The organism is Marinobacter alkaliphilus, assembly GCF_055394375.1.
In genome coordinates, this window is the sequence record NZ_AP043751.1 from 452,392 (window position 1) to 477,339 (window position 24,948).

Here is a 24,948-nt window from a genome sequence, read left to right on the forward strand (position 1 = left end):
AGTGAAAATTTGCCGCAGTATAGCATTCTGACCCCGGTTAAGGAGACACCCCTGGCAACCGACAAAGGCATCAAAGAAAAGGATACCGCAGACTTCTACGTGCCCGATCTTTGCCGGGTACGGGCGGTGTTCCTGCTGCTGGTCACCAGTGAGCTTTTTGTCCTGGTGTTGTCTATCGTGCAGGCCGAGCGCGGCTGGATAGACTGGAACTACTTCGGCTTGCTGTCCCTGTTCGTACAGTGGACCACCCTCACCAGTGCCGCACTGATCTGCCTGCTGCGGCCATGGCTGGCGCAAATGAGCGTCGCCCGCGCCACCCTCGCCATTGTGGTCATTGTGCTGCTGGATGTGCTGGCTTTCAGCCTGTTTGCCGACAACGTATTGCACCCGCAGCCGGGGGTTGCGCTGTGGCAGGGCATTGCCAAGAAACTGTTGGTGGCGCTGCTGATCGTGCTGATGGTGTTACGCTACTTTTACCTGCAGGACCAGTGGCAACAACAGCGAGAGGCCGAAATGCAGGCCCGGCTGACGTCGCTGCAGGCCAGGATCCAGCCCCATTTCCTGTTTAACAGCATGAACACCATTGCCAGCCTGATTGCCAGCAATCCGGAACAGGCAGAAGAGGCGGTGCTGGATCTGTCCGAGCTGTTCCGGGCCAGCCTGCGCACCGATGATCAACTGGTACCACTCAGCCGTGAACTGGAGCTGTGCCAACGCTATCTGGCCATTGAAGCCCTGCGCCTGGGAGACCGGTTAAAGCTGGACTGGGACATACAGCCGGGCCTCGAGCAACAGGCCATTCCTCCGCTGACCTTGCAACCGCTGGTAGAGAACGCCATCTACCACGGCATTCAGCCCAGACCCGAAGGCGGCACAGTGCGGATCGAGGTGTACGGCAAAGGCCATTTTGTATACTTGATGGTCCAGAACCCGAAACCGGAGTCCAGCAACCGCCAGCACCAGGGCAACCAGGTGGCCCTTGTTAACATCCAGGCCAGGCTCCAGGCTTTGTTCGGCGAGCCAGCGGTTCTCAAACACAGCCATCAACACAACATCTACACAGTTACCCTCAGGCTGCCCGCAAGGACAGCAAGCTGACAAAACAGACCAGGCGACCGCAGGAGCACCATGAACCAACAACCGCAGCGCATTCTGATCGCAGACGACGAACCCCTGGCCCGGCAGCGCATTCAGCGCCTGGTGGAAGAACTGCCGGAATACCGGGTGTGCGGTGAAGCGAGCGATGGCAATGACGCGCTGCGCAAGGTGGCCGAGCTGGAACCGGATATCCTGCTGATGGACATTCGCATGCCGGGCATGGACGGCATGGAAGCGGCGCACCAGCTGAGCCAGCTCAGCAACCCGCCGGCGGTTATTTTCTGTACAGCCTACGACCACTATGCCATCCAGGCGTTCGAGGTTCGCGCCATCGCCTACCTGCTCAAACCGGTGCGACGGGAGGCTCTGGCAGACGCCTTGGCTCGGGCAGGAAAGGTCAACCGGGTTCAGCTCCAGGCTCTAACCCACAACAGCGACCTGACCACCGAACAGGTTGCCGTGCGCACCCACCGGGGAACAGAACTGATTGATCTTACAGACATCCGCTACTGCGAAGCGGACCAGAAATACGTCACCCTGCACCACAGCCGGGGTGAAACGGTCTGTGATTACACCCTGAAAGAACTGGAGCAGGCGTATCCGGAAAAACTGTTACGCATTCATCGGCATACCCTGGTAGGCGTGCGTTTCATCCAGGCCCTGCGGCGCAACAGCGATGGTCAGAGTATGCTGGCACTGAACGACTCAGACACCCTGCTACCGGTCAGCCGCCGCCATGCCAGCCATGTCAGGCAGTGGTTGCAGGAGCACCAACCCTCCCCCTGACGGGGTACAGGGCCGTCTACGGCGGGACTTTTTCACTGCCACAAGGTAACCTTGGGGCACATTTTTTTCCTACGACTGTGAGTGCCATGTCAACACGAACCCTTCGCATTGCAACCCGCAGCAGCGCCCTGGCGTTGTGGCAGGCGGAATTCATCAAATCCGAACTGGAAAGGCTGCACGATCACATCACCGTGGAGCTGGTGAAGATCAAAACCCAGGGCGACAAGATTCTGGACGTGCCCCTGGCCAAGATTGGTGGCAAGGGGCTGTTTGTGAAGGAGCTGGAAGAAGCCATGCTGGACGGCCGGGCCGACCTTGCGGTGCATTCCATGAAAGACGTGCCCATGGAATTCCCGGAGGGCCTTGGCCTGGTGGCTATCTGTGAGCGGGAAGACCCGACCGATGCGTTTATCAGCAATCAGTACGATCATCTGGACCAACTGCCCCAGGGTGCCGTGGTTGGCACCTCAAGTCTGCGCCGCGAAACCCAGCTCAGGGCCAACCGCCCGGACCTGGAAATCAAGATGCTGCGAGGCAACGTCAACACCCGATTGGCCAAGCTGGATGCCGGCGAATACGACGCCATTGTTCTGGCCAGCTCCGGCCTCAAGCGCCTGGGCTTCCACGACCGGATACGCTACTGCATGCCGGATACTGTCTCGCTTCCGGCCGTTGGCCAGGGCGCGCTGGGTATTGAATGCCGCCTTGATGACAGCGAGCTGCGGGCATTGCTGGCACCACTGAATCACGACGATACTTCTGACCGGGTGAAAGCAGAAAGGGCCCTGAACCGGCGCCTCGAAGGGGGTTGCCAGGTTCCCATTGCCGCCTATGCCCTGCTGGAAGACGACAACACATTGTGGCTGCGCGGGCTGGTGGGCGCTGTCGACGGCACCGAGATTTTTCGGGTAGAAGGCCGCGCGCCCCGCGCCGAAGGCGAACGCCTGGGCCGTGAACTGGCGGAGCAGCTGCTGGCTATGGGTGCTGACAAGGTACTGGCTGAGATCTATGGCCACACCCCAAGCTGATCGGAATAGCCAGGCCCTGCCCTTGCAGGGCCGGCGCGTACTGATTTGCCGGCCAGAACCCGAGGCAAGCCGCCTGGCACAGGCTTTTCAGGCCGCCGGCGCCGAAGTTCGCCGGATGCCCCTGATGGCCAGGGAGCCGCTGCCTGCAACACCAGAGCGCCGGTCGACCCTTCAGGATCTGGACCACTTCGCTCACATCATTGCCGTCAGCCCCTACGCAGCCAGCTTGCTGCTTGATGAGATCGATCACTGGTGGCCCCAGGTGCCCATGGGCATCCAGTGGTATGGCGTGGGTGCCGGCACCGCCGCGGTTTTCGCCCACCACGGTCTGAGCCCGAACAAGCCAGACAATGGCTGGACCAGTGAAGCCCTGCTGGCCCTGCCGGGATTGCAGAATCTAAACCACGAAAAAGTGCTACTGGCACGGGGAGAAGACGGCCGCGAGCTGATCCGACAGACCCTGGAGCAACGAGGTGCCCGTGTAACGGTTCTGCCGCTGTACCGACGCTTCCGGCCGTACTATGCTGCCAACGACTTAGAAGACAATTTCGCTGGGTTCCGGCCGGAGGTGATTATTGCGCTTTCCGGTGAAACCCTGAACAATCTGGTAGAGGCCAGCAGCGCGTTCCTGGCGACCCTGAACAATGCGCTGCTGGTGGTTCCAGCGGAACGAGTCTCGGAGCAGGCCCGCAAGGCCGGCTTCAGGAATGTGCTGGTTCCGGACGGCCTGGCTGACCAGGATCTGGTGACCAGTGTGGCTTCCTGGCTGATGCAGGAGGCCGGTGACAACGGTAAACCAAGTAAGGATGCCCGTGACTGAAACAACAAAGCAACTGCCCGCTCCGGTAAACCCTGCCAATTCCGCCCGCGTGCGCCTGTGGCCGGTATGGCTGATTGCCATGCTGGCGCTGATTATTGCCCTGGCCCTCGCGTTCTGGAACTGGCAACAATGGCAAACCCACAAAACCACTATGCTGGTGATCCAGGAGTTGCGCCAGGATACGGCACAACTGGAAGACCGTTATGGCAGCCGTGGCAGCGAGCAGAGCCAGCGCCTTCAGTCACTGGAGAATAACCTTTCAGCCCAGCGCGAGCTGATCGCCACCCAGCAGCGACAGATTGACCACAATGCCCGGGAACTGCTTGAGGCCGGGAATCGTACCCGTACCGACTGGCTGCTGGCCGAGGCGGAATACCTGCTGCGCATCGCCAACCAGCGCCTGTTGATTGAGAAAGATATCCGGGGCGCCCTGTCTGCCCTGGAATCAGCGGATGAGGTTCTGCGGGAATCCGATGACATCGGGGTTTACCCGGTTCGCCAGCAACTGGCCCGGGAAATTCTGTCACTGCGTGGCATCCAGGGCGTCGACCGCACCGGACTGTACCTGAAACTGGAAGCGGCCATTGCCAGCATCCACGACCTGACTGACCAGGCCCTGATTCATGATCAGGCCCCCGGTTTCCAGATGACCGAAGACCCGAATGCCCCGACCGATGGCCGCAACATGTTTGTGCGGGGCTGGAATCGTTTCCTCGACACCCTCAAACAGGTGGTCGTGGTCCGTCGTCTGGACGAACCGGTCAAACCCCTGTTGTCGCCGGACCAGAGCGCCTGGGCTCGCCTTAACCTTCAGTTGATGCTGGAAGAGGCCGAAATGGCCGTGCTTCGGGGCAACCAGCCATTGTATGAACGGGCCCTGAACAAGGCCATCACCACCATAAACGACTGGTATGACGCCACCAATCCGGCGATCCGGGGACTGGCCGATACGCTGACGGAACTGGCGGACCGAAATGTGGACCCAACCCTGCCGGATATCAGCCAGTCCCTCGGCTTGCTGAAAGAGCGGCTGGCCGGTCGGCTGGCGACCGGCAATGATGACGCCTCCGGAACCGAACGCGGGGGCAATGACTCATGATCAGGCTTCTGCTGCTCCTGCTGGTCGCGCTGCTGGTTGGCACCGCATTATCCCTGGGGCTGACCTATGATCTTGGCTATATTCGCATCAGCCTGGGCCATTACCTGATTGAAACCAATTTCTGGGTGGGCCTCGGGCTGATAATCCTGCTGGTGGTATTGGCGGTTTCTCTGATCAATACCTTCAGGCACCTGCGCCACGGCACCGGGATGGTGGCCGGCTGGGTATCCCGGGGCAACGAACGCCGGGCCCGGCGCCGCACCACCCAGGGCCTGCTGGCACTAGCCGAGGGCAACTGGCCACGGGCCCGCAAGCTGCTGGCCACCTCGGCAGACAAAGCCGACACACCGCTGATCAACTACCTTGCTGCCGCCCAGGCGGCCTTTGAAACCGGTGACCACGAAGCGGTGGATGAGCTGTTGCGCAAAGCCTATGACAGCACCCCTGGCTCCAGCATGGCGGTAGGGCTGACCCAGGCCCAGCTGCAACTGGCAGGCAATCGGCTGGAGCAAGCCCTGGCCACCCTGCTGCGCCTTCGCAAGGAGTCGCCCCATCATCCGTTTGTGCTGAAGCTCCTGAAGAACACCTACCTGCGCCTGGAAGACTGGCGTGAGCTGTCCCGGTTGATACCAGAGCTTCGCAAGCGGGATGTATTGCCGGGCAAAGAGCTGGACGAGCTTGAACGGCAGGTATGGCATAACCTGCTGGAAAGGGCCGCAGAAGACACCCAGAAGCTGCGCAAAGACAACCCGGAGGCGTCTCTGGAACCGCTGACCCGGCTATGGGACGAGCTGCCCGGCTTTGTGCGCCGGGACGAATACACCATCCGGGATTACGCCAGCCTGCTGGCCAGGCTGGGTGACGAAGCCCAGGCCGAAACCCTGTTGCGCAAGGTACTGAGAAACCACTGGAGCGATGAGCTCATCAACCTGTATGGGCGGGTAAAGGGCAACCAGCCCGAAGAGCAACTGCTGATTGCCGAACAGTGGCTGAAAGACCGTCCCAATAATGCGGAGCTGTTGCTGGCCCTGGGCCGCCTCAGCCTGCGTAACGAGCTCTGGGGCAAGGCAAAAGAGTATTTCCAGACCAGCCTGCACCTGCGCCGTAGCCGGGAAACCCTGGCCGAGTTAAGCCGGCTGAATGCTCACATGGGCGAAGAGGAAGCCAGTATCAAGCTGCTCATGCAGGGTCTGGAAAGCGATAACAGTTTGCCAGACCTGCCCATGCCAAGGGCCTGACACTGGAACCAAAAAGGCCGGATGGTTACCATCCGGCCTTTTTGGTTCACCATGGCGGCGTTCAATCCCGCGGAGCGTATTCCAACACATCCGAAAAGAACGCCTGCTTTGGTAACCCTTCAGCCATCAACGCATCCATCAGGGTGTAGACCATGGCTGGCGAGCCACTGGCATGCACTTCCACATTTTGCCAGTCTGCCCCGGATGCCAGCACGGCACCCACCAACTGATCGTGATGGCCACCCCAATCGTTGTCCTCGTCGTCACCGACCACCGGGAAGAAGCTGAACGGTGGCCAGTCGTCATGCCATTGCTGGGCCAGCGACCGCAGGTACATATCCTCGTGCTTGCGCACCCCCCAGTACAATTTGACCGGGTGCTGGAAACGGGTTTCCTGCAGGAATTCGCACAGGCTTTTCATCTGTGCAAAACCGGTACCTGCCGCCACCATCAGCACCGGTTTGTCCGGCGCGGCAGCCAGGCACGCCTTGCCGTGAGGCAACTCCACGGTAACATCCTGCCCTGAGGTCAGGGCATCAATCACCTTCTGGGCAGACACCCAGTCTGGCGAGGCCTGGATGTGCAACTCGATATTGGCGGCCGACGGACTGCTGGCAATTGAAAAATAGCAGGGCTCGGCACCTGGAAGGTTCACCGACAGGTACTGGCCGGCGTGAAAAGCCACCTCGCGGCGCTTCGGCAACTGCAATTCAACCCGATACACATCGTGACTGATGGAGCGCACGTCCACCACTTTTGCCAGGTATTGCCGGGGTTGATGATTTCCTGATGCCATAACGGCGGGTATCTCCAGTTTCAGGTCAGTCAGCGCCAAAGTTCGACACATCATTAAACGCTCACCAACCGTGATTAGTTTCTGATTACGGGTATTCAGGGCCAGACCGGACACCAGCCGGGCCTCACAGATTTCACAAACGCCATTTCTGCAGGCGGCCGGCACCTGAATCCCGGATTCAGCAGCGGCCAGCAGCAAGTCCGTATCGTCTGCCACCTGAAAACTCAGGCCGGATGGCTTAAGCCGAATCCGATGCATCCGGCCGCTCCTGTCAATCGGGGCGGGCGGCGGGAATTTCAATGCCGAGGCTGTCCCACAGGTCGTCCACCCGCTGCTTGACCTCATCGGTCATGGTGATCGCGGTGCCCCACTCCCGATCGGTCTCACCGGGCCATTTGTTGGTGGCATCCAGGCCCATTTTTGAACCCAGGCCAGACACCGGCGAGGCGAAGTCGAGATAGTCGATCGGTGTATTCTCCACCATCGTGGTGTCCCGAACCGGGTCCATCCGAGTGGTCATGGCCCAGATCACATCTTCCCAGCTGCGGGCATTCACATCGTCATCGGTGACAATCACGAACTTGGTGTACATAAACTGCCGCAGGAACGACCATACGCCCATCATCACCCGTTTGGCATGGCCCGGGTACTGTTTTTTCATGGTAACGATGGCCAGCCGATAGGAGCAGCCTTCCGGAGGCAGGTAGAAATCCACAATCTCCGGAAACTGCTTCTGCAGGATCGGAATAAACACTTCGTTCAACGCCACCCCGAGCACCGCCGGCTCATCGGGCGGGCGACCGGTGTAGGTGCTGTGGTAAATCGGGTCACGGCGGTGCGTGATTCGCTCCACGGTGAACACCGGGAAATGATCCACCTCGTTGTAATAACCGGTATGGTCGCCGAAGGGGCCCTCCGGAGCCATGTCGTCCGGGTAGATAAACCCTTCCAGCACGATCTCGGCGCTGGCCGGTACCTGCAAATCACTCAGGCCAGCCTTGACCAGCTCGGTACGGGCACCCCGTAACAACCCGGCGAAGGCGTACTCGGACAACGAATCCGGCACCGGGGTAACAGCGCCGAGAATGGTTGCCGGGTCCGCGCCCAGGGCCACCGCCACCGGATAGGGTTTGTCCGGGTTGGCCCGGCGGAATTCCTGATAGTCCAACGCCCCGCCCCGATGGCTGAGCCAGCGCATGATTAACCGGTTGCGACCAATCACCTGCTGCCGATAGATTCCCAGGTTCTGGCGCTCTTTATTGGGCCCACGGGTGATTACCAGCGGCCAGGTTACCAACGGGCCGGCGTCACCGGGCCAGCAGTGCTGTACCGGAATCTGGTACAGGTCAACCTGGTCCTTGTCGATCACCACGTCCTGGCAGGGTGCCGAGCGGAGCACTTTCGGGCTCATGCGCATCACCTGTTTGAAGATCGGCAGTTTTTCGATGGCATCCCTGAAGCCCTTGGGGGGATCCGGCTCTTTCAGGAACGCCAACAGCTTGCCAACCTCCCGCAATGCCGCCACGTCTTCCTGCCCCATCCCCAGCGCCACCCGTTTGGGAGTGCCAAACAGGTTGGCCAACACGGGCATGTCGTAGCCTTTCGGGTTTTCAAACAACAACGCCGGCCCACCGGCCCGCAGTGTGCGGTCGCAGATTTCGGTCATTTCCAGGTGGGGGTCGACTTCTACGCTGATGCGTTTCAGCTCACCCAGCTTTTCCAGCTGGCTGATGAAGTCTCTCAGGTCGCTGTATTTCATGGTGTGCTCCGTTTCTGGTCTACGGTACTACGGAGTTTGGGCTTATCCGGACTGCCCTGCATTTAGCCTTTTGATTTTTTAGTTCGGAGTTTGAACAAGGCCGGGAGAGGGTGTCAAAACGGAAAACGGTGGTTTTCCTGATGGTTTTGACACCCTCTCCCGGCCTTGTTCTTTGAACTTTGGGGGGTACGCCCCGAAATCAGACACGCATAGAGACCAGTATCAACGACGCTTCATGGACTGGAAGAACTCGTCGTTGGTTTTGGTGTCACGTAGCTTGTCTAGCAGGAACTCCAGTGCACCGGTGTCGTCGTCCATGGAGTGCAGCAGCTTGCGCAGAATCCACACGCGCTGGATGTCTGCCTCGCTCATCAGCAGGTCTTCACGGCGGGTGCCGGAACGACGGATGTTGATGGCCGGGTAGACACGCTTCTCGGCAATCTTGCGGTCCAGGTGCACTTCCATGTTACCGGTGCCCTTGAACTCCTCGTAGATAACCTCGTCCATCTTGGAACCGGTATCCACCAGCGCGGTCGCCAGGATGGTCAGGCTGCCGCCCTCTTCCACATTCCGGGCCGCACCGAAGAAGCGTTTGGGCTTTTCCAGGGCATGGGCGTCAACACCACCGGTGAGCACCTTGCCGGAAGACGGAATCACCGTATTGTAGGCGCGGGCCAGGCGGGTGATGGAGTCCAGCAGGATGATGACATCTTTCTTGTGCTCGACCAGGCGCTTGGCCTTTTCGATCACCATTTCCGCTACCTGCACGTGACGAGCCGGCGGCTCATCGAAGGTGGAGGCTACAACCTCGCCGCGCACGGTGCGCTGCATTTCAGTCACTTCTTCCGGGCGCTCGTCAATCAGCAGCACCATCAGGTGACATTCCGGGTTGTTGCGGGCGATGGACTGGGCAATGCCCTGCATCAGCAGCGTTTTACCGGCCTTGGGCGGGGACACGATCAGGCCACGCTGGCCTTTACCGATCGGGGCTACCAGGTCGAGTACCCGAGACGAAAGGTCTTCGGTACTGCCGTTGCCCACTTCCAGGGTCAATCGCTCCTGGGGGAACAACGGGGTCAGGTTTTCAAACAGAATCTTGTTGCGGGCGTTGTCCGGCTTATCGAAGTTAATCTCGTTAACTTTCAGCAGGGCGAAGTAACGCTCACCATCCTTGGGAGGACGGATTTTACCGGAGACGGTATCGCCGGTACGCAGGTTGAAACGGCGAATCTGGCTGGGGGAAACATAGATATCGTCCGGGCCGGCCAGGTAGGAGGCGTCGCCGGAGCGAAGGAAGCCGAAACCGTCCTGCAGAATTTCCAGTACGCCGTCGCCGTAGATGTCTTCGCCGCTCTTGGCGTGTTTCTTCAGGATGGTGAAGATAACATCCTGTTTGCGCGAGCGAGCCAGGTTGTCCAGGCCCATTTCTTGCGCGATATCGAGCAATTCGGGCACAGATTTCTGCTTGAGTTCAGTAAGATTCATAATTTGTAGGATTGTCAGGAATGGAAGTAAACGACTGTTGGAATGACAGGGGTGCCCCTGAACGCATTGATCAAAAAAGCTGAAACATGGTGCTGGCTAGATGGAGCAACCGGTGCAGATGGAAGCCGGATTTGTTTGCTGAAGCCAGAGAGTGGGAACAACCGTTCGCCGGGCAAGCCGCATAATCGACCACCTTGAAGGCGTCTGTCAAGACCTCTGTCCAAAATTAAGTCAGTTTCATGATCTTCCGCCACCAGCACACCTCCCTCTGATGGGTTACTCCCTTCCCATCTGCGGCCCGTATACGGATACTGACACTAGTATTACTGATGAACGCATCTCGAATGCAGTAGAGCGGAGCCAAGCCATGAGCACTGAGCTTACGAATGAACTCAAACCTCTGAACATTGCTATTTTGACCGTATCTGACACACGGGGTTTCGAGCAGGACACCTCCGGGCAGTTCCTCGAAGACAGCGTGATTGAGGCCGGCCACCGACTGGTGTCTCGCCGGATACTTCCGGACGACGTTTACCTGATACGCGCTATTATTTCACAATGGATTGCGGACCAGGACGTTCAGGCGGTCATCATAACCGGCGGCACCGGCTTTCATGAACGAGACAGCACACCGGAAGCGGTCAAGCCCCTGCTGGACAAGGTCATTGAGGGTTTCGGCGAGGAATTTCGCCGGTTATCGGCGCTGGAGATCCGTTCTTCCACGATTCAGTCCCGGTCATTCGGTGGCATGGCCAACAACACCGTTATTTTCTGCCTGCCGGGTTCAACCGGTGCCTGCAGGACTGGCTGGGAAGGCATTCTGAAAGACCAGCTGGACAGCCGGCACGGCCCCTGCAACTATTCCGGACTGGTCATGCGCAAGCCAGAGCGTGCTTTCAGCCGGCTTCAGGAAGTCATTGGCAACCGCGCAGAAAAATAACCGGGAGGTACCATGGCAGGCTCTGACCTGATCTCTGTTGACGACGCTCTCAACTACATATTGAGTCGCGCCACCGCTGTCACACAATCCCAGGCGGTGCCGCTCAGCGAGTGTTTGGGGCGGGTCCTGGCCGAGAACCAGTATGTGCCGGCGGACGTTCCCCCGGCTGACAACAGCGCCGTGGATGGCTATGCGGTGTACCACTCAGACGTCGCACCCGGGCGGGCGCTGGTGGTCTCTGACCGGGTGCCGGCGGGCACGGCCCCCAAACCACTGGCGCCCGGTACCGCTGTGCGAATCTTCACCGGTTCAGAGATTCCGGAGGGCGCGAATGCGGTGGTGATGCAGGAGCGGGTGGAACGTACCGGTGACAACATCCTCATCATGGCCGAAGTCAGCGCCGGGCAGAACATTCGTCGTCGCGGACAGGACCTGACCCAGGGGGACCTGGCATTGCCCCGGGGCACCCTTATTCGCCCCCAGGAAATGGGCTTACTGGCCTCGATGGGCATCGCACAGGTGCCGGTACTGGACCGGTTGCGGGTGGCCATCCTGAGCACCGGCGATGAACTGGTACAACCCGGCGAGCCGCTTGCCCCCGGCCAGATTTACAACAGCAATCGCTACACCCTGCTCGGGATGCTGGCACAGGCGGGATGTGAGGCTATCCTCTGCGAGACCGTTCGGGATACTCGCGACGGCACCCGCCAAGCGCTGCAAGAGGCGGCAAGGAAAGCCGACCTGATTATCACCAGTGGCGGCGTGTCGGTGGGCGAAGAAGACCACGTGCGCGCAGTGCTCGAGGAGTCCGGCCGGCTGTCTTTATGGCGGATGGCCATCAAGCCTGGCAAACCATTGGCGTTCGGCAGCATTGACGACACGCCGGTGCTTGGGCTGCCCGGCAACCCGGCCTCTGTGTTGATTTCCTTTATGGTCATCGTGATGCCCTACATTCGCAAACGCCAGGGGCGACCCGACGCGCTGCCGATCGGGGAATGCCTGCCCGCAGACTTCACTACCCATTCACCATCCATCCGACGGGAGTTTGTGCGCGCCCGCAAGACAGGCAACGGGGCCACCGCTTCCGTGTCCGCTGCCCCGAACCAGAGCTCCGGCGTGCTGAGTGCCGCTTGCTGGAGCTCCGGCCTGGCGGTGGTGCCGGAAAACAGCACCATCAATATCGGTGACCCGGTGATGTATTACTCGTACCCTGAACTGATGAGCTGATCATGACTGACCAGAACCTGACTGTTCGCTTTTTCGCACGGCTTCGCGAGGAGCTTGATACCGAGAGCCTTGAGTTGCCGGCAACTCCGGGCCAAACCGTTGAGGGCGTGTTGTCAGAACTGGCCGCCCGTGGCGGCCCCTGGGCTCAACTGCAGGGCGACCAGCCGGTCATGGCGGCCGTCAATCAGGCCATGGCCAAACCATCAACGCCAGTCACGCCGGGCGATGAAGTGGCCTTTTTTCCACCGGTGACCGGAGGTTGAAATGATTTCTATCCAGACGGAAGATTTCGATGTCGGCGCGGAATACGAGGCGCTGCGCGCCTCCGGCTCCGGCACGGGTGCGGTGGCGACCTTTTCCGGGCTGGTGCGGGACTCAGGGGACCTGTCCGGGGTGACCGGGTTATTCCTGGAGCATTATCCCGGCATGACGGAACAGGTGATTCAGGGATTGATTGATTCCGCCTCCCAGCGCTGGGATGTCCGCAAGGCGAGGGTGATTCATCGGGTCGGGCGGCTGGCGCTGTCGGATCAGATCGTGTTTGTCGGCGTTTGCAGTGCTCACCGGGGGGACGCATTTGCAGCCTGCGAATTCATCATGGATGCCCTGAAAACGTCAGCCCCGTTCTGGAAAAAAGAAATCACCGGAGACACCGAACACTGGGTTGAGCAAAAAGACTCGGACCTGGACCGCTCCAGGGCCTGGAAATAAAGCTCACCTTGCGACTGACGGCCAATGAGGGTGATTGAGGCACAAAAAAACCGCCCGTGAACCATGTTCAGGGGCGGTTTTCTTCAACAGCGGATCAGAGGTTGCTGTCGAGGAAGGCGGCGAGTTGTGACTTGGACAAAGCGCCAACTTTGGTGGCGTCCACGTTGCCGTTCTTGAACAGCATGAGGGTCGGGATACCACGGATGTTGAACTTGGGCGGGGTCTGTTCGTTTTCGTCGATGTTGAGCTTGCAGACCTTGAGCTTGCCGTCGTATTCGTCGGCGATTTCTTCCAGAACCGGGGCAATCATCTTGCACGGGCCGCACCACTCAGCCCAGTAGTCGACCAGTACCGGGACGTCGGACTTCAGTACGTCCTGTTCGAAAGAAGCGTCGGTGACATTAACGATATTTCCGCTCATTACCTTTTCCTGATTCAGGCGCTCCGGGGCCTGTAACGCAGCCGCGTCGGAGTCGCTGTTGACTGTAGCAGGCTCTACAAACCGTCATCGGAATGTCGCCTGCCCGGATTTCGTTAGACGAATACTTTACGCGATTGCCGGCCTCAATGTGAAGCGAGATCTGTTTCCGTCGGCGACGATCCGCATCCGTATTCACCGCAGACCGTTACTGACAGCGCACCGCGCTTTCTTTTATAGTACGGCCATTGTATCGACAAGTTCACACCATACAGGACGCCAACCCACGTGACGGCCGCATCCCCTGCCGAGAACACCGCCCCCTCCCCGGACATGCTGGCAGCCATTGATATGGGCTCCAACAGCTTCCATATGGTCGTGGCCAGGCTGGTCCATGGTGAAATTCGCACGGTCGAAAAGATGGGCGAGAAAGTCCAGCTTGGCGCTGGGCTGGACCCCTATAACCGGCTGACAGAAGAAGCCCAGCAAAGGGCTCTGGAATGTCTCAGCCGGTTTGCCCAGCGCCTGCAGGGCATGCCTGCCGAGGGCGTTCAGATTGTCGGTACCAACGCTTTGAGAGTGGCCCGCAACGCCCCCGAGTTCATTGCCCGGGCAGAAGAGGTCCTCGGTTACCCGGTTGAGATCATCGCGGGACGGGAAGAAGCCCGCCTGATCTACCTTGGCGTTTCCCACACCCTGGCCGATGACGAAGGTAAGCGACTGGTCATCGATATTGGCGGCGGCAGCACCGAATTCATTATCGGCCAGCGATTTGAGCCCCAGGAGCTGGAAAGCCTGCATATGGGCTGTGTGTCGTTTCGCAATCGCTATTTCCCGGACGGCAAAATTACCCGGCGGCAGATGGACAAGGCGATCACTCACGCCGAACAGGAGCTCCTGAACATCCGCCAGCACTACCGCTCGGTTGGCTGGCAGAGTGCCGTCGGTTCCTCAGGATCCATCAAGGCGATCTGCAGTGTGCTGGCCAACCTGAAGATCACCGATGGCACCCTCACCCGTGACGCAATGGAAGAGCTGCGTAAACGGCTTGTCGACATGGGCAGGGTCGAAAAACTGGCAGACCTGGGCGTGCGCCAGGACCGGCAAAGCATTTTCCCGGCCGGGTTTGCCATCCTGCTGGCGGCGTTCCGATCACTGGATATTCAAGCGATGACCTTCGCTGATGGCGCGCTGCGGGAGGGGCTGCTGTACGACATCGTAGGCCGTATCCAGCACGAGGATGTACGGGAGCGCACCATTGCCGCGCTGCAGGAGCGCTACCATGTGGACCAGGCTCACGGCGCTGCCGTTGAGCAAACGGCTATTGCTGCATGGCAGCAAGTGGCCGATCAATGGGGCCTGCATACGTCAGCGGACGAGGATGTACTGCGCTGGGCCTGCCGGCTGCACGAGATTGGTCTGACCATCTCCCACAGCCAGTACCACAAACATGGCGCTTATCTGCTGCGTTATTCCGACTTGCCCGGGTTTACCCAGCAGTTTCAAAAAGATCTGGCCACCCTGGTGCGTGGCCATCGACGGAAATTCTCCTCCACCGTGTTCGAGGGCATAGAGCCGGAAGACAAGCCGCGCCTGCGCTACCTGTGCGTTTTGCTAAGGCTGGCCGTGCTAATCCAACACCCCAGGAATCTGGAGCAGCCACCCGAATTCGTCCTCCATGGCCATGAAAACAAGCTGGTGGTGGAGTTTCCGGAAGGCTGGCTGGATAACCGGCCACTGACCCTGGCAGACCTGGAGAACGAGCGGGATTACCTGTCCAAACAGGATTTCACCCTGGAAATCGGCACCCGGTAAACCCGATGGGGCACTAGCCAGCCAGTTCGGCCTCGAGGTTTTCCACCATTTCGCTGACCTCCAGCCATTCGGCCTCGGCCTCCTCCAGGGCCCGCTTGAGTTCAGTCTGCTCCGCCAGCAGCGCCTTCAGGCGCAATTTCCCGCTGTCTTCGTACACCGCAGGGTCGCCCAGAGAAGCTTCCACGCCTGCCAATTGCTGCTGCAGCTGATCCATCCGGGCTTCCAGAGATACCTGTTTTTTCCGCCACGGGCTCAGCTTCTGACGAAGTTCCGCCTCCTGGCGTTTTCTGGCCTTGCGCTCTTCGGCCGTCAATGCCTGGCCACTGCCCGCCTTCTTTTCAGCATCTGAATCCTCAGCTACCTGGCGTTTGGGGGGCTCGTCCTCATCCTTCCTGCGGTCTGCCAGCCAGCGTTCATAGTCTTCCAGGTCGCCGTCGTATTCCTGGACTGTGCCATCCGACACCAGCCAGAACTCGTCTACGGTATTGCGTAACAGGTGCCGATCATGGGACACCACCACAATGGCACCATCAAAATTCTGCAATGCCATGGTCAGGGCCTGGCGCATCTCCAGGTCCAGGTGGTTGGTGGGCTCATCCAGCAACAGCAGGTTGGGTTTCTGCCAGGCGATCACCGCCAGGGCGACCCGGGCTTTCTCCCCCCCGGAGAACGAGCGAATCGGACTCAGGGCTTCGTCGCCATGAAAATCAAAACCGCCCAGAAAGTTCCGTACCGATTGCTCGGACGCACGGGGCGACAATCGCTGCAAATGCAAGAACGGGCTGGCGTCCAGGTCCAGGGCTTCCAGCTGGTGCTGGGCAAAATACCCGATGGCCAGGTGCTCGCCACAGGTACGCTCACCGGCCAGCAGGGTACCAGTGCCCCGCAGGGCATCCATAAAGGTTGATTTGCCCGCACCGTTGGGGCCGAGCAAACCAATGCGCGAGCCGGGCAGCAAGGTGACGTTGATATTGTTCAGGATAGCCGTCTGGCCATGGCCGGCCACACCGTTGCGAATGGACAACAACGGGTTGGACACCTTGTCCGCCATTGGAAATTCAAAGCTGAAGGGCGAATCCACATGGGCTGGCGCGATTCGTTCCATGCGCTCCAGGGCCTTGACCCGGCTCTGGGCCTGGCGGGCCTTGGTAGCCTTGGCCTTGAAGCGGTCAATGAAACGCTGGATCTCGGCAATACGGGCCTGCTGGCGCTCGTAATTGGATTGTTGCTGGGCCAGGCGCTCACTGCGCTGCACTTCAAACGCCGAGTAGTTGCCGGTGTAGAGTTCCAGCTTTTTGTTATCAAAGTGCACCAGGTGTGTGGCCACCCGATCCATGAAATCCCGATCATGGGAAATAAATAGCAGGGTGCCAGGGTATCGACGAAGCCAGTTCTCAAGCCACAGACAGGCGTCCAGGTCCAGGTGGTTGGTGGGCTCATCCAGCAACAGGAGGTCCGATGGCCGCATCAGGGCCTGGGCCAGATTCAGGCGAATACGCCAGCCCCCTGAAAACGCCGATACTGGCCGGCCGGTATCGCTATCAGCGAACCCCAACCCACGCAGCAACGAGTCGGCTCTTCTCGGCGCAGACCAGGCTTCGTGCACATCCAGCTCGCCGTGCAGGCGGGCAATGGCGTGATGGTCATCCCGGGTCTCGGCATCGGCCAGCTCACGCTCCATACGGCGCAATTCAAAGTCGCCATCCAGGACAAAGTCCCGGGCAGATCGCTGGCTGGCCTCAACCTCCTGCGCCATGTGGGCAATACGGCAGCCCCCTGGCAACGACACACTGCCCTGCTCCGGCGCCAGATGGCCCAGTAAGAGCTGGAACAGGCTGGATTTTCCGGCACCATTAGCGCCAACAATCGCTACCCTCTGGCCGGGCTGCACCGTCAGGCTGACGTTTTCTAGCAACCAGACGCCGCCTCGTTGTAAACTGAGATCGGTTATCGTTAACATAGACTGTCTTTATCCATGGATTTCAGCCAGGGAAGCGCCCTGCCATGACCGTTCCGCAGACAGAATCATTGAATCTGCCCGCAACAATGGAACCGGATAATCCCCTGTGGCGTTATGCACTGGCCTGCTGGCAAAACCCGGAGCTGGCCGAGGCCTGCCTGACGTTGCAGGCCTGTGACTGGAGCGTTACCCGAATTCTCTGTGCCGGCTGGCTGGGGGTGAACGGGCACCTGTTCACTGGCGTTGAGGACGCTAAGGTAACAGAGTGGCGATCCCGTGTAACCGGCAGCATTCGTTCCGCCAGAAAATCCATTCCCCGGCATCATATTGGTTGTCGTGATCTCCGGGAAGCACTGGCCCAGGCCGAACTACAGGCCGAGCAAACCGAACTTGCCCTGGCCTGGCACACACTGACACCCAGGTACCCGGAGACTGGCAACATGCACAATCGCAAAGCCGCCATCTTGCAAAACCTATTGGCCGCAGCACCGCGTCGGGACACAGACACCCAGGCATCCGTATCAATGGACACGCTGGCAGGCCTCCTGGCGGCTGCGGCAGGAGAACCCCAGCCATGATGATGAAATGGCTTATTAGGCTATCGTTTCCAGCCCTTGGCCTGCTTTTGTTGCTGATTTTCTTTGGACTGGGGGACCCAGGCAAGGTATCGGAGTCTGCGGCCGAGGAGAAACCCGAGGCCATCCCTTCGTTTGAAGGCCTGCTGCCGGCCCCCATCCCCACCGAGGGCCCGGAGATTGTCTTTAAATGGCAAGACACCGAGGGGAACTGGCACTACGCCGACCAGCCACCCGCCCAGGGCCCCTGGAACGCTCTGGCCATTGAGCGGCCGAGCAAGAACCTGCATAACGAACGCCGGGCCGACAATGACAGCGACTGGCGTTCTCCCTACCGGGCCCCTTTTTCCCTGGCGCCATCGCCCGGGGATAACGGTACCTGACGCCAACAGCATCACACTGTTACCACAGTTTCAGTGGCATCCTGTGGCTGAACCCGTTACCTTTCCTGTTTGCCAAATCCAAGTGGGCCGTCAGGCCCTGTTACACGCGCGAAGGATACCAGTATGAAGAAAACCCTGTTAGCTATCGCCATGACCGGCCTGGTTGCCGGCTGCTCTACCGCCCAGGACTCCGAAAAGGACCCAGCCCTGGACACGACGCCGGAGAGAGTCAGCTACGGCATGGGCCTGGTGCTTGGTGAGCGCATGAGCAATGACCTGCCTGACCTGCAAATGGACCAGTTCCTGCAGGGTATCCAGCACGGCCACGCTGGCGACGAAGAGACCAAACGCCTGACCAGGGAGCAAATCCAGGAAGCACTGATGGCCTACCAGGAGGAGCTTCAGGGGCAACAGGAACAACAATTCGAAGAACTGGCCAGCCAGAACCTGGAAGCCGGCGAAGCCTTCCTGGCCCAGAACGCTGAGCGCGAAGGCGTGGAAACCACCGAGTCCGGCCTGCAATATGAGGTCATCGAGGAAGGCGATGGCAACAACCCGACAGCCTCAGACCGAGTACAGGTGCACTACACCGGCGAGCTGATCAATGGCGATGTGTTCGACAGCTCCCGTGATCGTGGCCAACCGGTTACCTTTGGCCTTAGCCAGGTAATTCCGGGCTGGACCGAAGGCCTGCAGCTGATGAGCGAAGGCGCCCGCTACAAGCTCTACATCCCCGCCGACCTGGCCTACGGCCCGGGTGGCAATCAGGCGATCGGGCCCAACGAAACCCTGATTTTTGATGTAGAACTGCTGGCAGTGAACCCGGAAAGCGAATAACTCCGGGCAATAAAAAACGGCCTGAACATTCAGGCCGTTTTTTTTGAAACACTCTACTGGCTGCCCGAAATCAGGCTGAGGCCATTTTTCCAGCGTGGGCGTTATGCAAATGCTCGATCAGGAAATCTTCCATCTCGAACCGGCTTTCCAGCACCTCACCCAGCTTTGACAACTCTGAGAACAGCTCTCTGACGTCGTCTTCGGTCAGTAGTCGACCATCAACGCGATCGTTGAAATTGAGAGCCACGCCGGTCGTCTGCTCAATCCGGGGATAGACCTTTGCCGCCAACTCCAGGCCGCCATCGTTGAACTCACGGGCTTCCTGGATCAACTGTTCGTAGACTTCGAAGTGCCCGGCAGACACATAATCGACCAGCACCTCACAGAGGCGGACAAACTTGTCTCGCAGCATCTCGGTCTGGGAAAAATCGGTCTCGGTCGACAGATCGCAGTAGCGCACCAACAGCTCCTGGCGCTCTTTCAGCCAACGGTCGATCAGCTCGCTGACTCCGCCCCAACGCTCCCTGGCGTTTCTGCAGTTCTCCAACATGACGTCTGTCTCCCCTCAGTCAGTCTGCCTGATAAATGGCCGTTCACTTGATTGTTGTCATGACTGAATCAAGTTACCCCAAGGCCATGGTGGCCCGCAACCGTTTCAGCCCTGCAACCAGTTTTTCGGCCGGTATCGGCGGAACATCATCACCAGGCCAACCAGCACCAACAAGCTGAAGAACACGGCTGTCCAGCCAGGAATGCTCAACCCGAGAAAGCGCCAGACCACCTCGGCGCAATCACCGGTGCCTTTCAGGGCCGTCTGCAGCACCTCAAACCAGGGCAACACCTCAAGCATGTAGTCCACGGACGGGCCGCAGGCGGGCACCTGATCTTCCGGCAGGCTTTGCAACCAAAGTTGCCGGCCAGCAATGCCCAGCCCGGTACCGGCGGTCAGCACCAGAAAAAAGCCATACACCCGGTTACCAAAACCGGCGGGACCATGGAGAAACGCAATCAGGGCTACCAGCCCTGCGCCCATGAAACCAAAACGCTGCAACCAGCACAACGGGCAAGGCTCCAGGCCCATGACGTGCTCCATGTAAAAGGCCACGGCCAACAGAGCTGCGCACAGAAGAAAAACGACGCCGAACACCCATTTGCTTGTCAAATCAACACCCCGGAATCATCATGTAAGCTGATGCTGCCAATCCTAACCCATGAAGAACATTGCGCCTATGACCTTTCACCGAAAATACGCCCTAACGCTGTTACTCGCTGTCGCTTCCCTGATCGCCTGGCCGGCCATGGCCGAGGAGGAGCCGGAGGAACGGGGGGTAACCGACTACATCGCCATGGAGCCGGCTTTTGTGACCCATGTGGGCGAACCCGGCAACAAGGTCATTTACCTGAAAGCGTCTGTAACCCTGCGGGCCTCGCAGGAGACGACAAGAGCTGCTGTAGAGGCCCATATGCCAAGATTACGGCACGAATTGGTAATGTTGTTCGGTGAACAGACCGACGTTGACCAGCTCACTACGCAACAGGGCCAGCAAGCGTTGAGAGGGGAGGCAGCACAGCGCATCAATGCTGCCCTGGAAGAACAGAAAACCGGTGAGCGCATCACCGGCGTCCTGTTTACGGAATTTGTGGTACAAAGGTAGGTCAGGCGATTCGGGAGAACAGGTCGTCGCTGGAGGGCTGCTCGGCAGCCACCTGGCCGGCATCATCCCAACCCGCTTCCCAGGCAGCGATGATCACCTCACCCCGATACGGGCATCGGTTTTTATCCATGCCCATGGAGCCCGCCATGTACCCCTGGCGATATGCCTTGTTGAGGGCTTCCACATCCCATCCGAGCTTGATATCTCTTGCCATGGCGCCGTCTCCTTACCTGTTGTAAACAAAAGTAACAGCAGGTAACGAAGCCGGCAAACCGTTCTGTGGTTTCTGTGCGTCACGTCCCTTTCGGGTTGTGACTCAACCACGGCTCACGAGCGAAGATACTCTTCCAGGAAGGTGGCAAACGGAAGTTTATCCGACTGTTCCTGGGCCTTCTGTTCGGCCAGGGATTCCCGCGACATGCGTTGGTAATCCGCCAGTACGTCCGGAGCCAGTGGTTCGCTTCTGAGGGTTTCCTGATGCTGCTGGGACAACGCCAGCACCCAGTCCCGGTGACCAAGCCCGGAGGCTTCCATCGAAGCCAGTACGCGGGCTGATGGCACAGACCACTCCTGCCCCTGCAGCTTTTCACGCTGAGCAGCCAGGGCTGAACGGTAGGTCTCGTCCTTACCCCAGCTGTCCAGCAAATCCGCCAGCGGCTGCAAGCGATCCAGCAACTCACGGGCCGCGTTACCCACCGGCACCCGCTGGCCACCCTGGCACACCCCCAGCTCCTGCCAGCGGCCTGATGCCACCACATCTTTGTAGTTGTCATCCAGCCGCTGACATTCATCATCTCCGATGCGGGGAGAGTCGGTCAGCAGGCAGTCAAGCAGGAACAGATCCAGAAAATCGATCTGCGCCCGGTTGACCCCTACCGGCGAGAATGGGTCCAGATCCAGACAACGTACCTCTATGTATTCAACTCCACGGGCATCCAGCGCCTGGATAGGCTTCTCAGCGCGCTCGGTGGTGCGTTTGGGACGAACGGCGCTGTAGTACTCGTTCTCAATCTGCAACACACTGGTGTTGATCTGGATAAACTCGTCGTTACGACGGGTGCCAATGGCTTCATAGGCAGGCCAATTGGTATGGATAGCCTGGTCCAGGGTACGGGTGTAAGTGTCCAGCTCGTTGAAACAGATGTTGAGGGAGGCCTGGGCATTGTTGTGGTAACCCAGATCACCCATCCTCAGCGACGTAGCGTGTTTGCCATACCAGGTTCGCTCGTCAAACCGGCTTAGGTCATGCTTCACGCCGGCAACGAAACTGGCGTCCAGGGCTGGTGATGCACCGAACAACAGCATTAACAGCCAGCTTCGGCGACGGAAATTGCGGATCAACCAGAAATACTGGTCGGATTTGAAATCCTTCAGGGCATCCTGATTGCCGGTCAGTTGCTGCCACTTACGCCAGAAACTGTCGGGTAACGACAGGTTGTAGTGGGCCCCGGCAATACTCTGCATGATGCGACCGTAACGCACAGCCAACCCCTGCCGATAGACATGCTTGAGCTGGCCAATGTTGGAGCGGCCATACTCAGCGATGGGAATGCTCTGATCGCCATCAATCTCACAGGGCATACTGGCCGACCAGAACACTTCGTCACCGAGATTCTGCTGGACAAACCGGTGGGTGTCTCGCAGCGATGCCAGCATGGCCTCAGTGGAGCTGAAAACCGGGGTGATCAGCTCCAGCAGGGCTTCGGAATAATCGGTGGTAATCCGTGGATGGGTCAGGGCCGAGCCCAGCGCCTCCGGGTGCGGTGTCTGGGCAATGAAACCATTGGCATCCACGCGAAGGCCTTCTTTTTCGACCCCTTTGAGGAAACCGTCCCAATCGCTGGCCGCAAACTGGTGAAACAGGGAGTGGCGGGATTCAGCCATGGTGAGCTCCTGTTGGCGCGATTGCCCCCTCGTGAGGAGCAATCGCGTTGAATCGATAAGGTGATTTAACGACCGTTCTTGCGGGCAGAGGCCAGCGCCTGCGCCAACGCACCCGCCATGGCGCCCTGCGCCTGGCCCTGGCCACCCTGGGGTTTGCGACCACCGGAGCGACCTGCGTTGCGGTCGGCGCCCCGGGCTGGCTTGGCCTGGGTCTCGGCACCGGGCTGGTCATCCATACGCATAGACAGCCCGATGCGTTTACGGGGAATGTCCACTTCCATCACTTTGACCTTAACAATATCACCGGCCTTGACCACTTCGCGCGGATCTTTAACGAAAGTATGAGACAGGGCGGAGATGTGCACCAGGCCGTCCTGATGCACGCCGATGTCAACAAAGGCGCCGAAATTGGTGACGTTGGTTACCGAACCTTCCAGCACCATGCCTGGTTTCAGGTCATTCAGGGTTTCCACCCCTTCCTCGAAGTTGGCAAAGCGGAACTCGGGGCGCGGGTCGCGGCCCGGCTTTTCCAGTTCGGAGATGATGTCTTTGATGGTTGGCAGGCCAAACTGTTCGGTAACGTAGTCCTGAGGGTTCAGGCTGCGCAGAAACGCCGAGTCGCCAATGATGTCTTCCACCTTGCGACCATTACCCTTCGCGATGGCCTCAACCACACCGTAGGCTTCCGGGTGCACCGAGGAACGGTCCAGCGGGTTGTCGCCGCCAGCAATACGCAGGAAGCCAGCCGCCTGTTCAAAGGTGCGCTCACCCAGCCGGGAGACCTTCAGTAGCTGCTTGCGACTGACAAACTTGCCGTTCTGGTTGCGAAAATCGACGATGTTCTGAGCAATGCTCGGGTTCAGGCCGGATACCCGGGTAAGCAGAGGCACGGAGGCCGTATTCAGGTCGACCCCAACGCCGTTTACACAGTCTTCCACCACCGCATCCAGGCTACGGGACAGCTGCACCTGGGAAACGTCGTGCTGGTACTGGCCAACCCCGATGGACTTGGGTTCGATCTTTACCAGTTCCGCCAGTGGGTCCTGCAGGCGGCGGGCGATGGACACCGCACCACGGATGGTAACATCCAGATCCGGCAGCTCTTTTGAGGCAAATTCCGAGGCGGAGTAGATGGACGCACCGGATTCGTTCACCACAATACGGGCCAGCTTCAGTTCCGGATAGCGCTTGCACAGGTCGCCCACCAGCTTCTCGGTTTCCCGGGACGCGGTGCCGTTGCCGATGGCGACCAGCTCAATCTGGTATTTCTGGCACCAGGCCGCCAGTTGGGCAATGGATGGCTCCCATTTGTTCTGGGGCGCATGGGGGAAGATGGCCCCGTGGTCCACCACCTGGCCAGTGCCGTCGATCACCGCGACTTTAACGCCAGTACGCAGACCGGGGTCCAGGCCCAGGGTTGGCCGAGGGCCGGCCGGGGCCAGCAACAACAGGTCTTTTAGGTTGGCGGCAAACACGTTGATGGCTTCGGCCTCGGCGGCTTCCCTTACCTGAGACATCAGGTCGGTTTCAATCTGGGTAGAGAGCTTCACCCGCCAGGTCCAGCGCACCACTTCCGACAGCCATTTGTCGGCGGCCCGCCCGTTATCCCGAATACCCCAGCGCGCGGCAATCCGCTGCTCGGCGGGATGGGGCTGACGGCGATCGTCTTCGACATCCCCCACCACCAGTGAGTAGGTCAGCATGCCTTCGTTACGTCCGCGCAGAATCGCCAGGGCCCGGTGTGAAGGTACTTTCTTCAGGGGCTCCACGTGATCGAAATAATCCCGGAACTTGGCGCCTTCGTTCTCCTTGCCGTCCACTACGGTGACTTTCAACTGACCTTCCTGCCAGATAAAGTCCCGCAATGAACCCAGCAACTCGGCGTCTTCGGCAAAGCGCTCCATCAGAATGTGGCGGGCGCCTTCCAGCGCGGCTTTGGTGTCTTCCACGCCAGCTTCCGGGTTCAGGTAACCGGCGGCGGTGGCTTCCGGGTCCAGCGTAGGGTCGCCGAACAGGGCGTCAGCCAAGGGCTCCAGCCCGGCTTCTCGGGCAATCTGGGCCTTGGTGCGGCGCTTGGGCTTGTAGGGCAGATACAGATCTTCCAGGCGGTTCTTGGTGTCTGCCTCCTGGATGGCGGCGCGCAGCTCATCGGTAAGCTTGCCCTGCTCATCAATGCTGTTGAGGATGGTGCCGCGGCGGTCTTCCAGCTCGCGCAGGTAACGAAGACGCTCTTCCAGGGTTCGCAGCTGGTTGTCGTCCAGCGAGCCGGTCACCTCTTTACGGTAACGGGCAATAAACGGAACGGTGGCCCCTTCATCCAGCAAGGCAACGGTGGCATTAACCTGTTGCTCGCGTACGCCGAGTTCGTCGGCAATGCGCCGGGAGATACTGTTCATGCAACCTCTGTGTATTATCGCGTTCGGAATTAATGCGC

The 24,948-nt window shown here is 59.5% G+C and carries 25 protein-coding genes; 15 read left to right on the forward strand and 10 right to left on the reverse strand.

What is annotated here, in order from left to right; genetic code table 11:
- Window positions 1-9 precede the first annotated feature (9 nt).
- The 6 genes from ACZ5Q2_RS02080 (at window position 10) to ACZ5Q2_RS02105 (ending at window position 6,069) form a co-directional block, all read left to right on the forward strand.
- Window positions 10-1,098, forward strand: a complete 1,089-nt coding sequence (locus tag ACZ5Q2_RS02080; RefSeq protein WP_432210493.1) for a sensor histidine kinase — start codon at window positions 10-12, stop codon at window positions 1,096-1,098.
- A gap of 30 nt (window positions 1,099-1,128) precedes the next feature.
- The gene (locus ACZ5Q2_RS02085; RefSeq protein ID WP_061332519.1) at window positions 1,129-1,884 is read left to right on the forward strand and encodes a LytR/AlgR family response regulator transcription factor; all 756 of its coding nucleotides are present in this window, start codon (window positions 1,129-1,131) and stop codon (window positions 1,882-1,884) included.
- Window positions 1,885-1,970: 86 nt separating this feature from the next.
- On the forward strand, window positions 1,971-2,912 hold the full coding sequence (gene hemC, locus ACZ5Q2_RS02090) for a hydroxymethylbilane synthase (RefSeq protein WP_061332518.1): 942 nt from the start codon (window positions 1,971-1,973) through the stop codon (window positions 2,910-2,912).
- On the forward strand, window positions 2,893-3,732 hold the full coding sequence (locus ACZ5Q2_RS02095) for a uroporphyrinogen-III synthase (RefSeq protein ID WP_061332517.1): 840 nt from the start codon (window positions 2,893-2,895) through the stop codon (window positions 3,730-3,732). Before hemC ends, ACZ5Q2_RS02095 begins: the two co-directional genes overlap by 20 nt.
- The gene (locus tag ACZ5Q2_RS02100; RefSeq protein ID WP_082780581.1) at window positions 3,719-4,831 is read left to right on the forward strand and encodes a uroporphyrinogen-III C-methyltransferase; all 1,113 of its coding nucleotides are present in this window, start codon (window positions 3,719-3,721) and stop codon (window positions 4,829-4,831) included. Before ACZ5Q2_RS02095 ends, ACZ5Q2_RS02100 begins: the two co-directional genes overlap by 14 nt.
- Complete coding sequence (locus ACZ5Q2_RS02105) at window positions 4,828-6,069, forward strand: heme biosynthesis HemY N-terminal domain-containing protein (RefSeq protein WP_061332516.1); 1,242 nt, start codon at window positions 4,828-4,830, stop codon at window positions 6,067-6,069. The genes ACZ5Q2_RS02100 and ACZ5Q2_RS02105 overlap by 4 nt, the downstream gene beginning before the upstream one ends.
- Before the next feature lie 61 nt (window positions 6,070-6,130).
- On the opposite strand, the gene ACZ5Q2_RS02110 is transcribed toward ACZ5Q2_RS02105, so the two are convergent.
- From ACZ5Q2_RS02110 to rho, 3 genes are all read right to left on the reverse strand, one after another.
- Entirely contained in the window at window positions 6,131-7,123 is a 993-nt protein-coding gene (locus tag ACZ5Q2_RS02110; RefSeq protein ID WP_431474566.1) for a 2Fe-2S iron-sulfur cluster-binding protein, read from the reverse strand.
- A gap of 13 nt (window positions 7,124-7,136) precedes the next feature.
- A complete protein-coding gene (gene ubiD / locus ACZ5Q2_RS02115) occupies window positions 7,137-8,624 on the reverse strand; it encodes a 4-hydroxy-3-polyprenylbenzoate decarboxylase (RefSeq protein ID WP_061332514.1) in 1,488 nt (495 codons plus the stop codon).
- Window positions 8,625-8,846: 222 nt separating this feature from the next.
- Window positions 8,847-10,109 carry a transcription termination factor Rho gene (gene rho / locus ACZ5Q2_RS02120; protein ID WP_058091947.1) on the reverse strand — a complete coding sequence of 421 codons (1,263 nt, stop codon included), beginning with the start codon at window positions 10,107-10,109 and terminating at the stop codon, window positions 8,847-8,849.
- Between the two features lie 367 nt (window positions 10,110-10,476).
- Here rho and moaB point away from each other — a divergent pair, with 367 nt between their 5' ends.
- Genes moaB through ACZ5Q2_RS02140 form a run of 4 tightly spaced genes read left to right on the forward strand, consistent with a single transcriptional unit; the run spans window position 10,477 to window position 12,987 of the window.
- Window positions 10,477-11,049: a molybdenum cofactor biosynthesis protein B gene (gene moaB, locus ACZ5Q2_RS02125; RefSeq protein ID WP_061332513.1), complete on the forward strand. Its 573-nt coding sequence runs from the start codon at window positions 10,477-10,479 to the stop codon at window positions 11,047-11,049.
- A gap of 12 nt (window positions 11,050-11,061) precedes the next feature.
- A complete protein-coding gene (locus ACZ5Q2_RS02130; RefSeq protein WP_061332512.1) occupies window positions 11,062-12,276 on the forward strand; it encodes a molybdopterin molybdotransferase MoeA in 1,215 nt (404 codons plus the stop codon).
- Between the two features lie 2 nt (window positions 12,277-12,278).
- The gene (gene moaD, locus ACZ5Q2_RS02135) at window positions 12,279-12,539 is read left to right on the forward strand and encodes a molybdopterin converting factor subunit 1 (RefSeq protein ID WP_061332511.1); all 261 of its coding nucleotides are present in this window, start codon (window positions 12,279-12,281) and stop codon (window positions 12,537-12,539) included.
- Between the two features lies 1 nt (window position 12,540).
- Window positions 12,541-12,987: a molybdenum cofactor biosynthesis protein MoaE gene (locus ACZ5Q2_RS02140; RefSeq protein ID WP_061332510.1), complete on the forward strand. Its 447-nt coding sequence runs from the start codon at window positions 12,541-12,543 to the stop codon at window positions 12,985-12,987.
- Between the two features lie 94 nt (window positions 12,988-13,081).
- Here ACZ5Q2_RS02140 and trxA read toward each other — a convergent pair whose 3' ends face one another.
- Complete coding sequence (gene trxA / locus ACZ5Q2_RS02145) at window positions 13,082-13,408, reverse strand: thioredoxin TrxA (protein WP_011784020.1); 327 nt, start codon at window positions 13,406-13,408, stop codon at window positions 13,082-13,084.
- Between the two features lie 285 nt (window positions 13,409-13,693).
- Between trxA and ppx the strand changes: the two genes are divergently transcribed.
- Complete coding sequence (gene ppx, locus ACZ5Q2_RS02150) at window positions 13,694-15,220, forward strand: exopolyphosphatase (RefSeq protein WP_138436837.1); 1,527 nt, start codon at window positions 13,694-13,696, stop codon at window positions 15,218-15,220.
- 13 nt (window positions 15,221-15,233) lie between these two features.
- On the opposite strand, the gene ACZ5Q2_RS02155 is transcribed toward ppx, so the two are convergent.
- Window positions 15,234-17,180: an ATP-binding cassette domain-containing protein gene (locus ACZ5Q2_RS02155; protein WP_061333456.1), complete on the reverse strand. Its 1,947-nt coding sequence runs from the start codon at window positions 17,178-17,180 to the stop codon at window positions 15,234-15,236.
- Between the two features lie 44 nt (window positions 17,181-17,224).
- Here ACZ5Q2_RS02155 and ACZ5Q2_RS02160 point away from each other — a divergent pair, with 44 nt between their 5' ends.
- The 3 genes from ACZ5Q2_RS02160 (at window position 17,225) to ACZ5Q2_RS02170 (ending at window position 18,975) form a co-directional block, all read left to right on the forward strand.
- Complete coding sequence (locus tag ACZ5Q2_RS02160; protein ID WP_061333457.1) at window positions 17,225-17,758, forward strand: DUF2390 domain-containing protein; 534 nt, start codon at window positions 17,225-17,227, stop codon at window positions 17,756-17,758.
- Window positions 17,755-18,138, forward strand: a complete 384-nt coding sequence (locus tag ACZ5Q2_RS02165; RefSeq protein WP_106694409.1) for a hypothetical protein — start codon at window positions 17,755-17,757, stop codon at window positions 18,136-18,138. Before ACZ5Q2_RS02160 ends, ACZ5Q2_RS02165 begins: the two co-directional genes overlap by 4 nt.
- A 123-nt stretch (window positions 18,139-18,261) precedes the next feature.
- Window positions 18,262-18,975 (forward strand): FKBP-type peptidyl-prolyl cis-trans isomerase, encoded by a 714-nt coding sequence (locus ACZ5Q2_RS02170; protein WP_061333459.1) that lies wholly within the window; start codon window positions 18,262-18,264, stop codon window positions 18,973-18,975.
- 70 nt (window positions 18,976-19,045) lie between these two features.
- Here the strand turns inward: ACZ5Q2_RS02170 and ACZ5Q2_RS02175 are convergent, their stop codons facing one another.
- Complete coding sequence (locus ACZ5Q2_RS02175) at window positions 19,046-19,525, reverse strand: Rsd/AlgQ family anti-sigma factor (RefSeq protein WP_061333460.1); 480 nt, start codon at window positions 19,523-19,525, stop codon at window positions 19,046-19,048.
- Between the two features lie 105 nt (window positions 19,526-19,630).
- Window positions 19,631-20,137, reverse strand: a complete 507-nt coding sequence (locus ACZ5Q2_RS02180) for a disulfide bond formation protein B (RefSeq protein ID WP_061333461.1) — start codon at window positions 20,135-20,137, stop codon at window positions 19,631-19,633.
- Window positions 20,138-20,204: 67 nt separating this feature from the next.
- Here ACZ5Q2_RS02180 and ACZ5Q2_RS02185 point away from each other — a divergent pair, with 67 nt between their 5' ends.
- The gene (locus tag ACZ5Q2_RS02185) at window positions 20,205-20,630 is read left to right on the forward strand and encodes a flagellar basal body-associated FliL family protein (protein WP_061333486.1); all 426 of its coding nucleotides are present in this window, start codon (window positions 20,205-20,207) and stop codon (window positions 20,628-20,630) included.
- 1 nt (window position 20,631) lies between these two features.
- On the opposite strand, the gene rmf is transcribed toward ACZ5Q2_RS02185, so the two are convergent.
- The 3 genes from rmf to ACZ5Q2_RS02200 form a co-directional block, all read right to left on the reverse strand.
- A complete protein-coding gene (rmf, locus tag ACZ5Q2_RS02190; protein ID WP_058091935.1) occupies window positions 20,632-20,844 on the reverse strand; it encodes a ribosome modulation factor in 213 nt (70 codons plus the stop codon).
- Window positions 20,845-20,957: 113 nt separating this feature from the next.
- Complete coding sequence (gene gshA / locus ACZ5Q2_RS02195; RefSeq protein ID WP_432210492.1) at window positions 20,958-22,514, reverse strand: glutamate--cysteine ligase; 1,557 nt, start codon at window positions 22,512-22,514, stop codon at window positions 20,958-20,960.
- Window positions 22,515-22,579: 65 nt separating this feature from the next.
- Entirely contained in the window at window positions 22,580-24,910 is a 2,331-nt protein-coding gene (locus tag ACZ5Q2_RS02200) for a Tex family protein (protein WP_061333463.1), read from the reverse strand.
- Window positions 24,911-24,948: the final 38 nt, after the last annotated feature.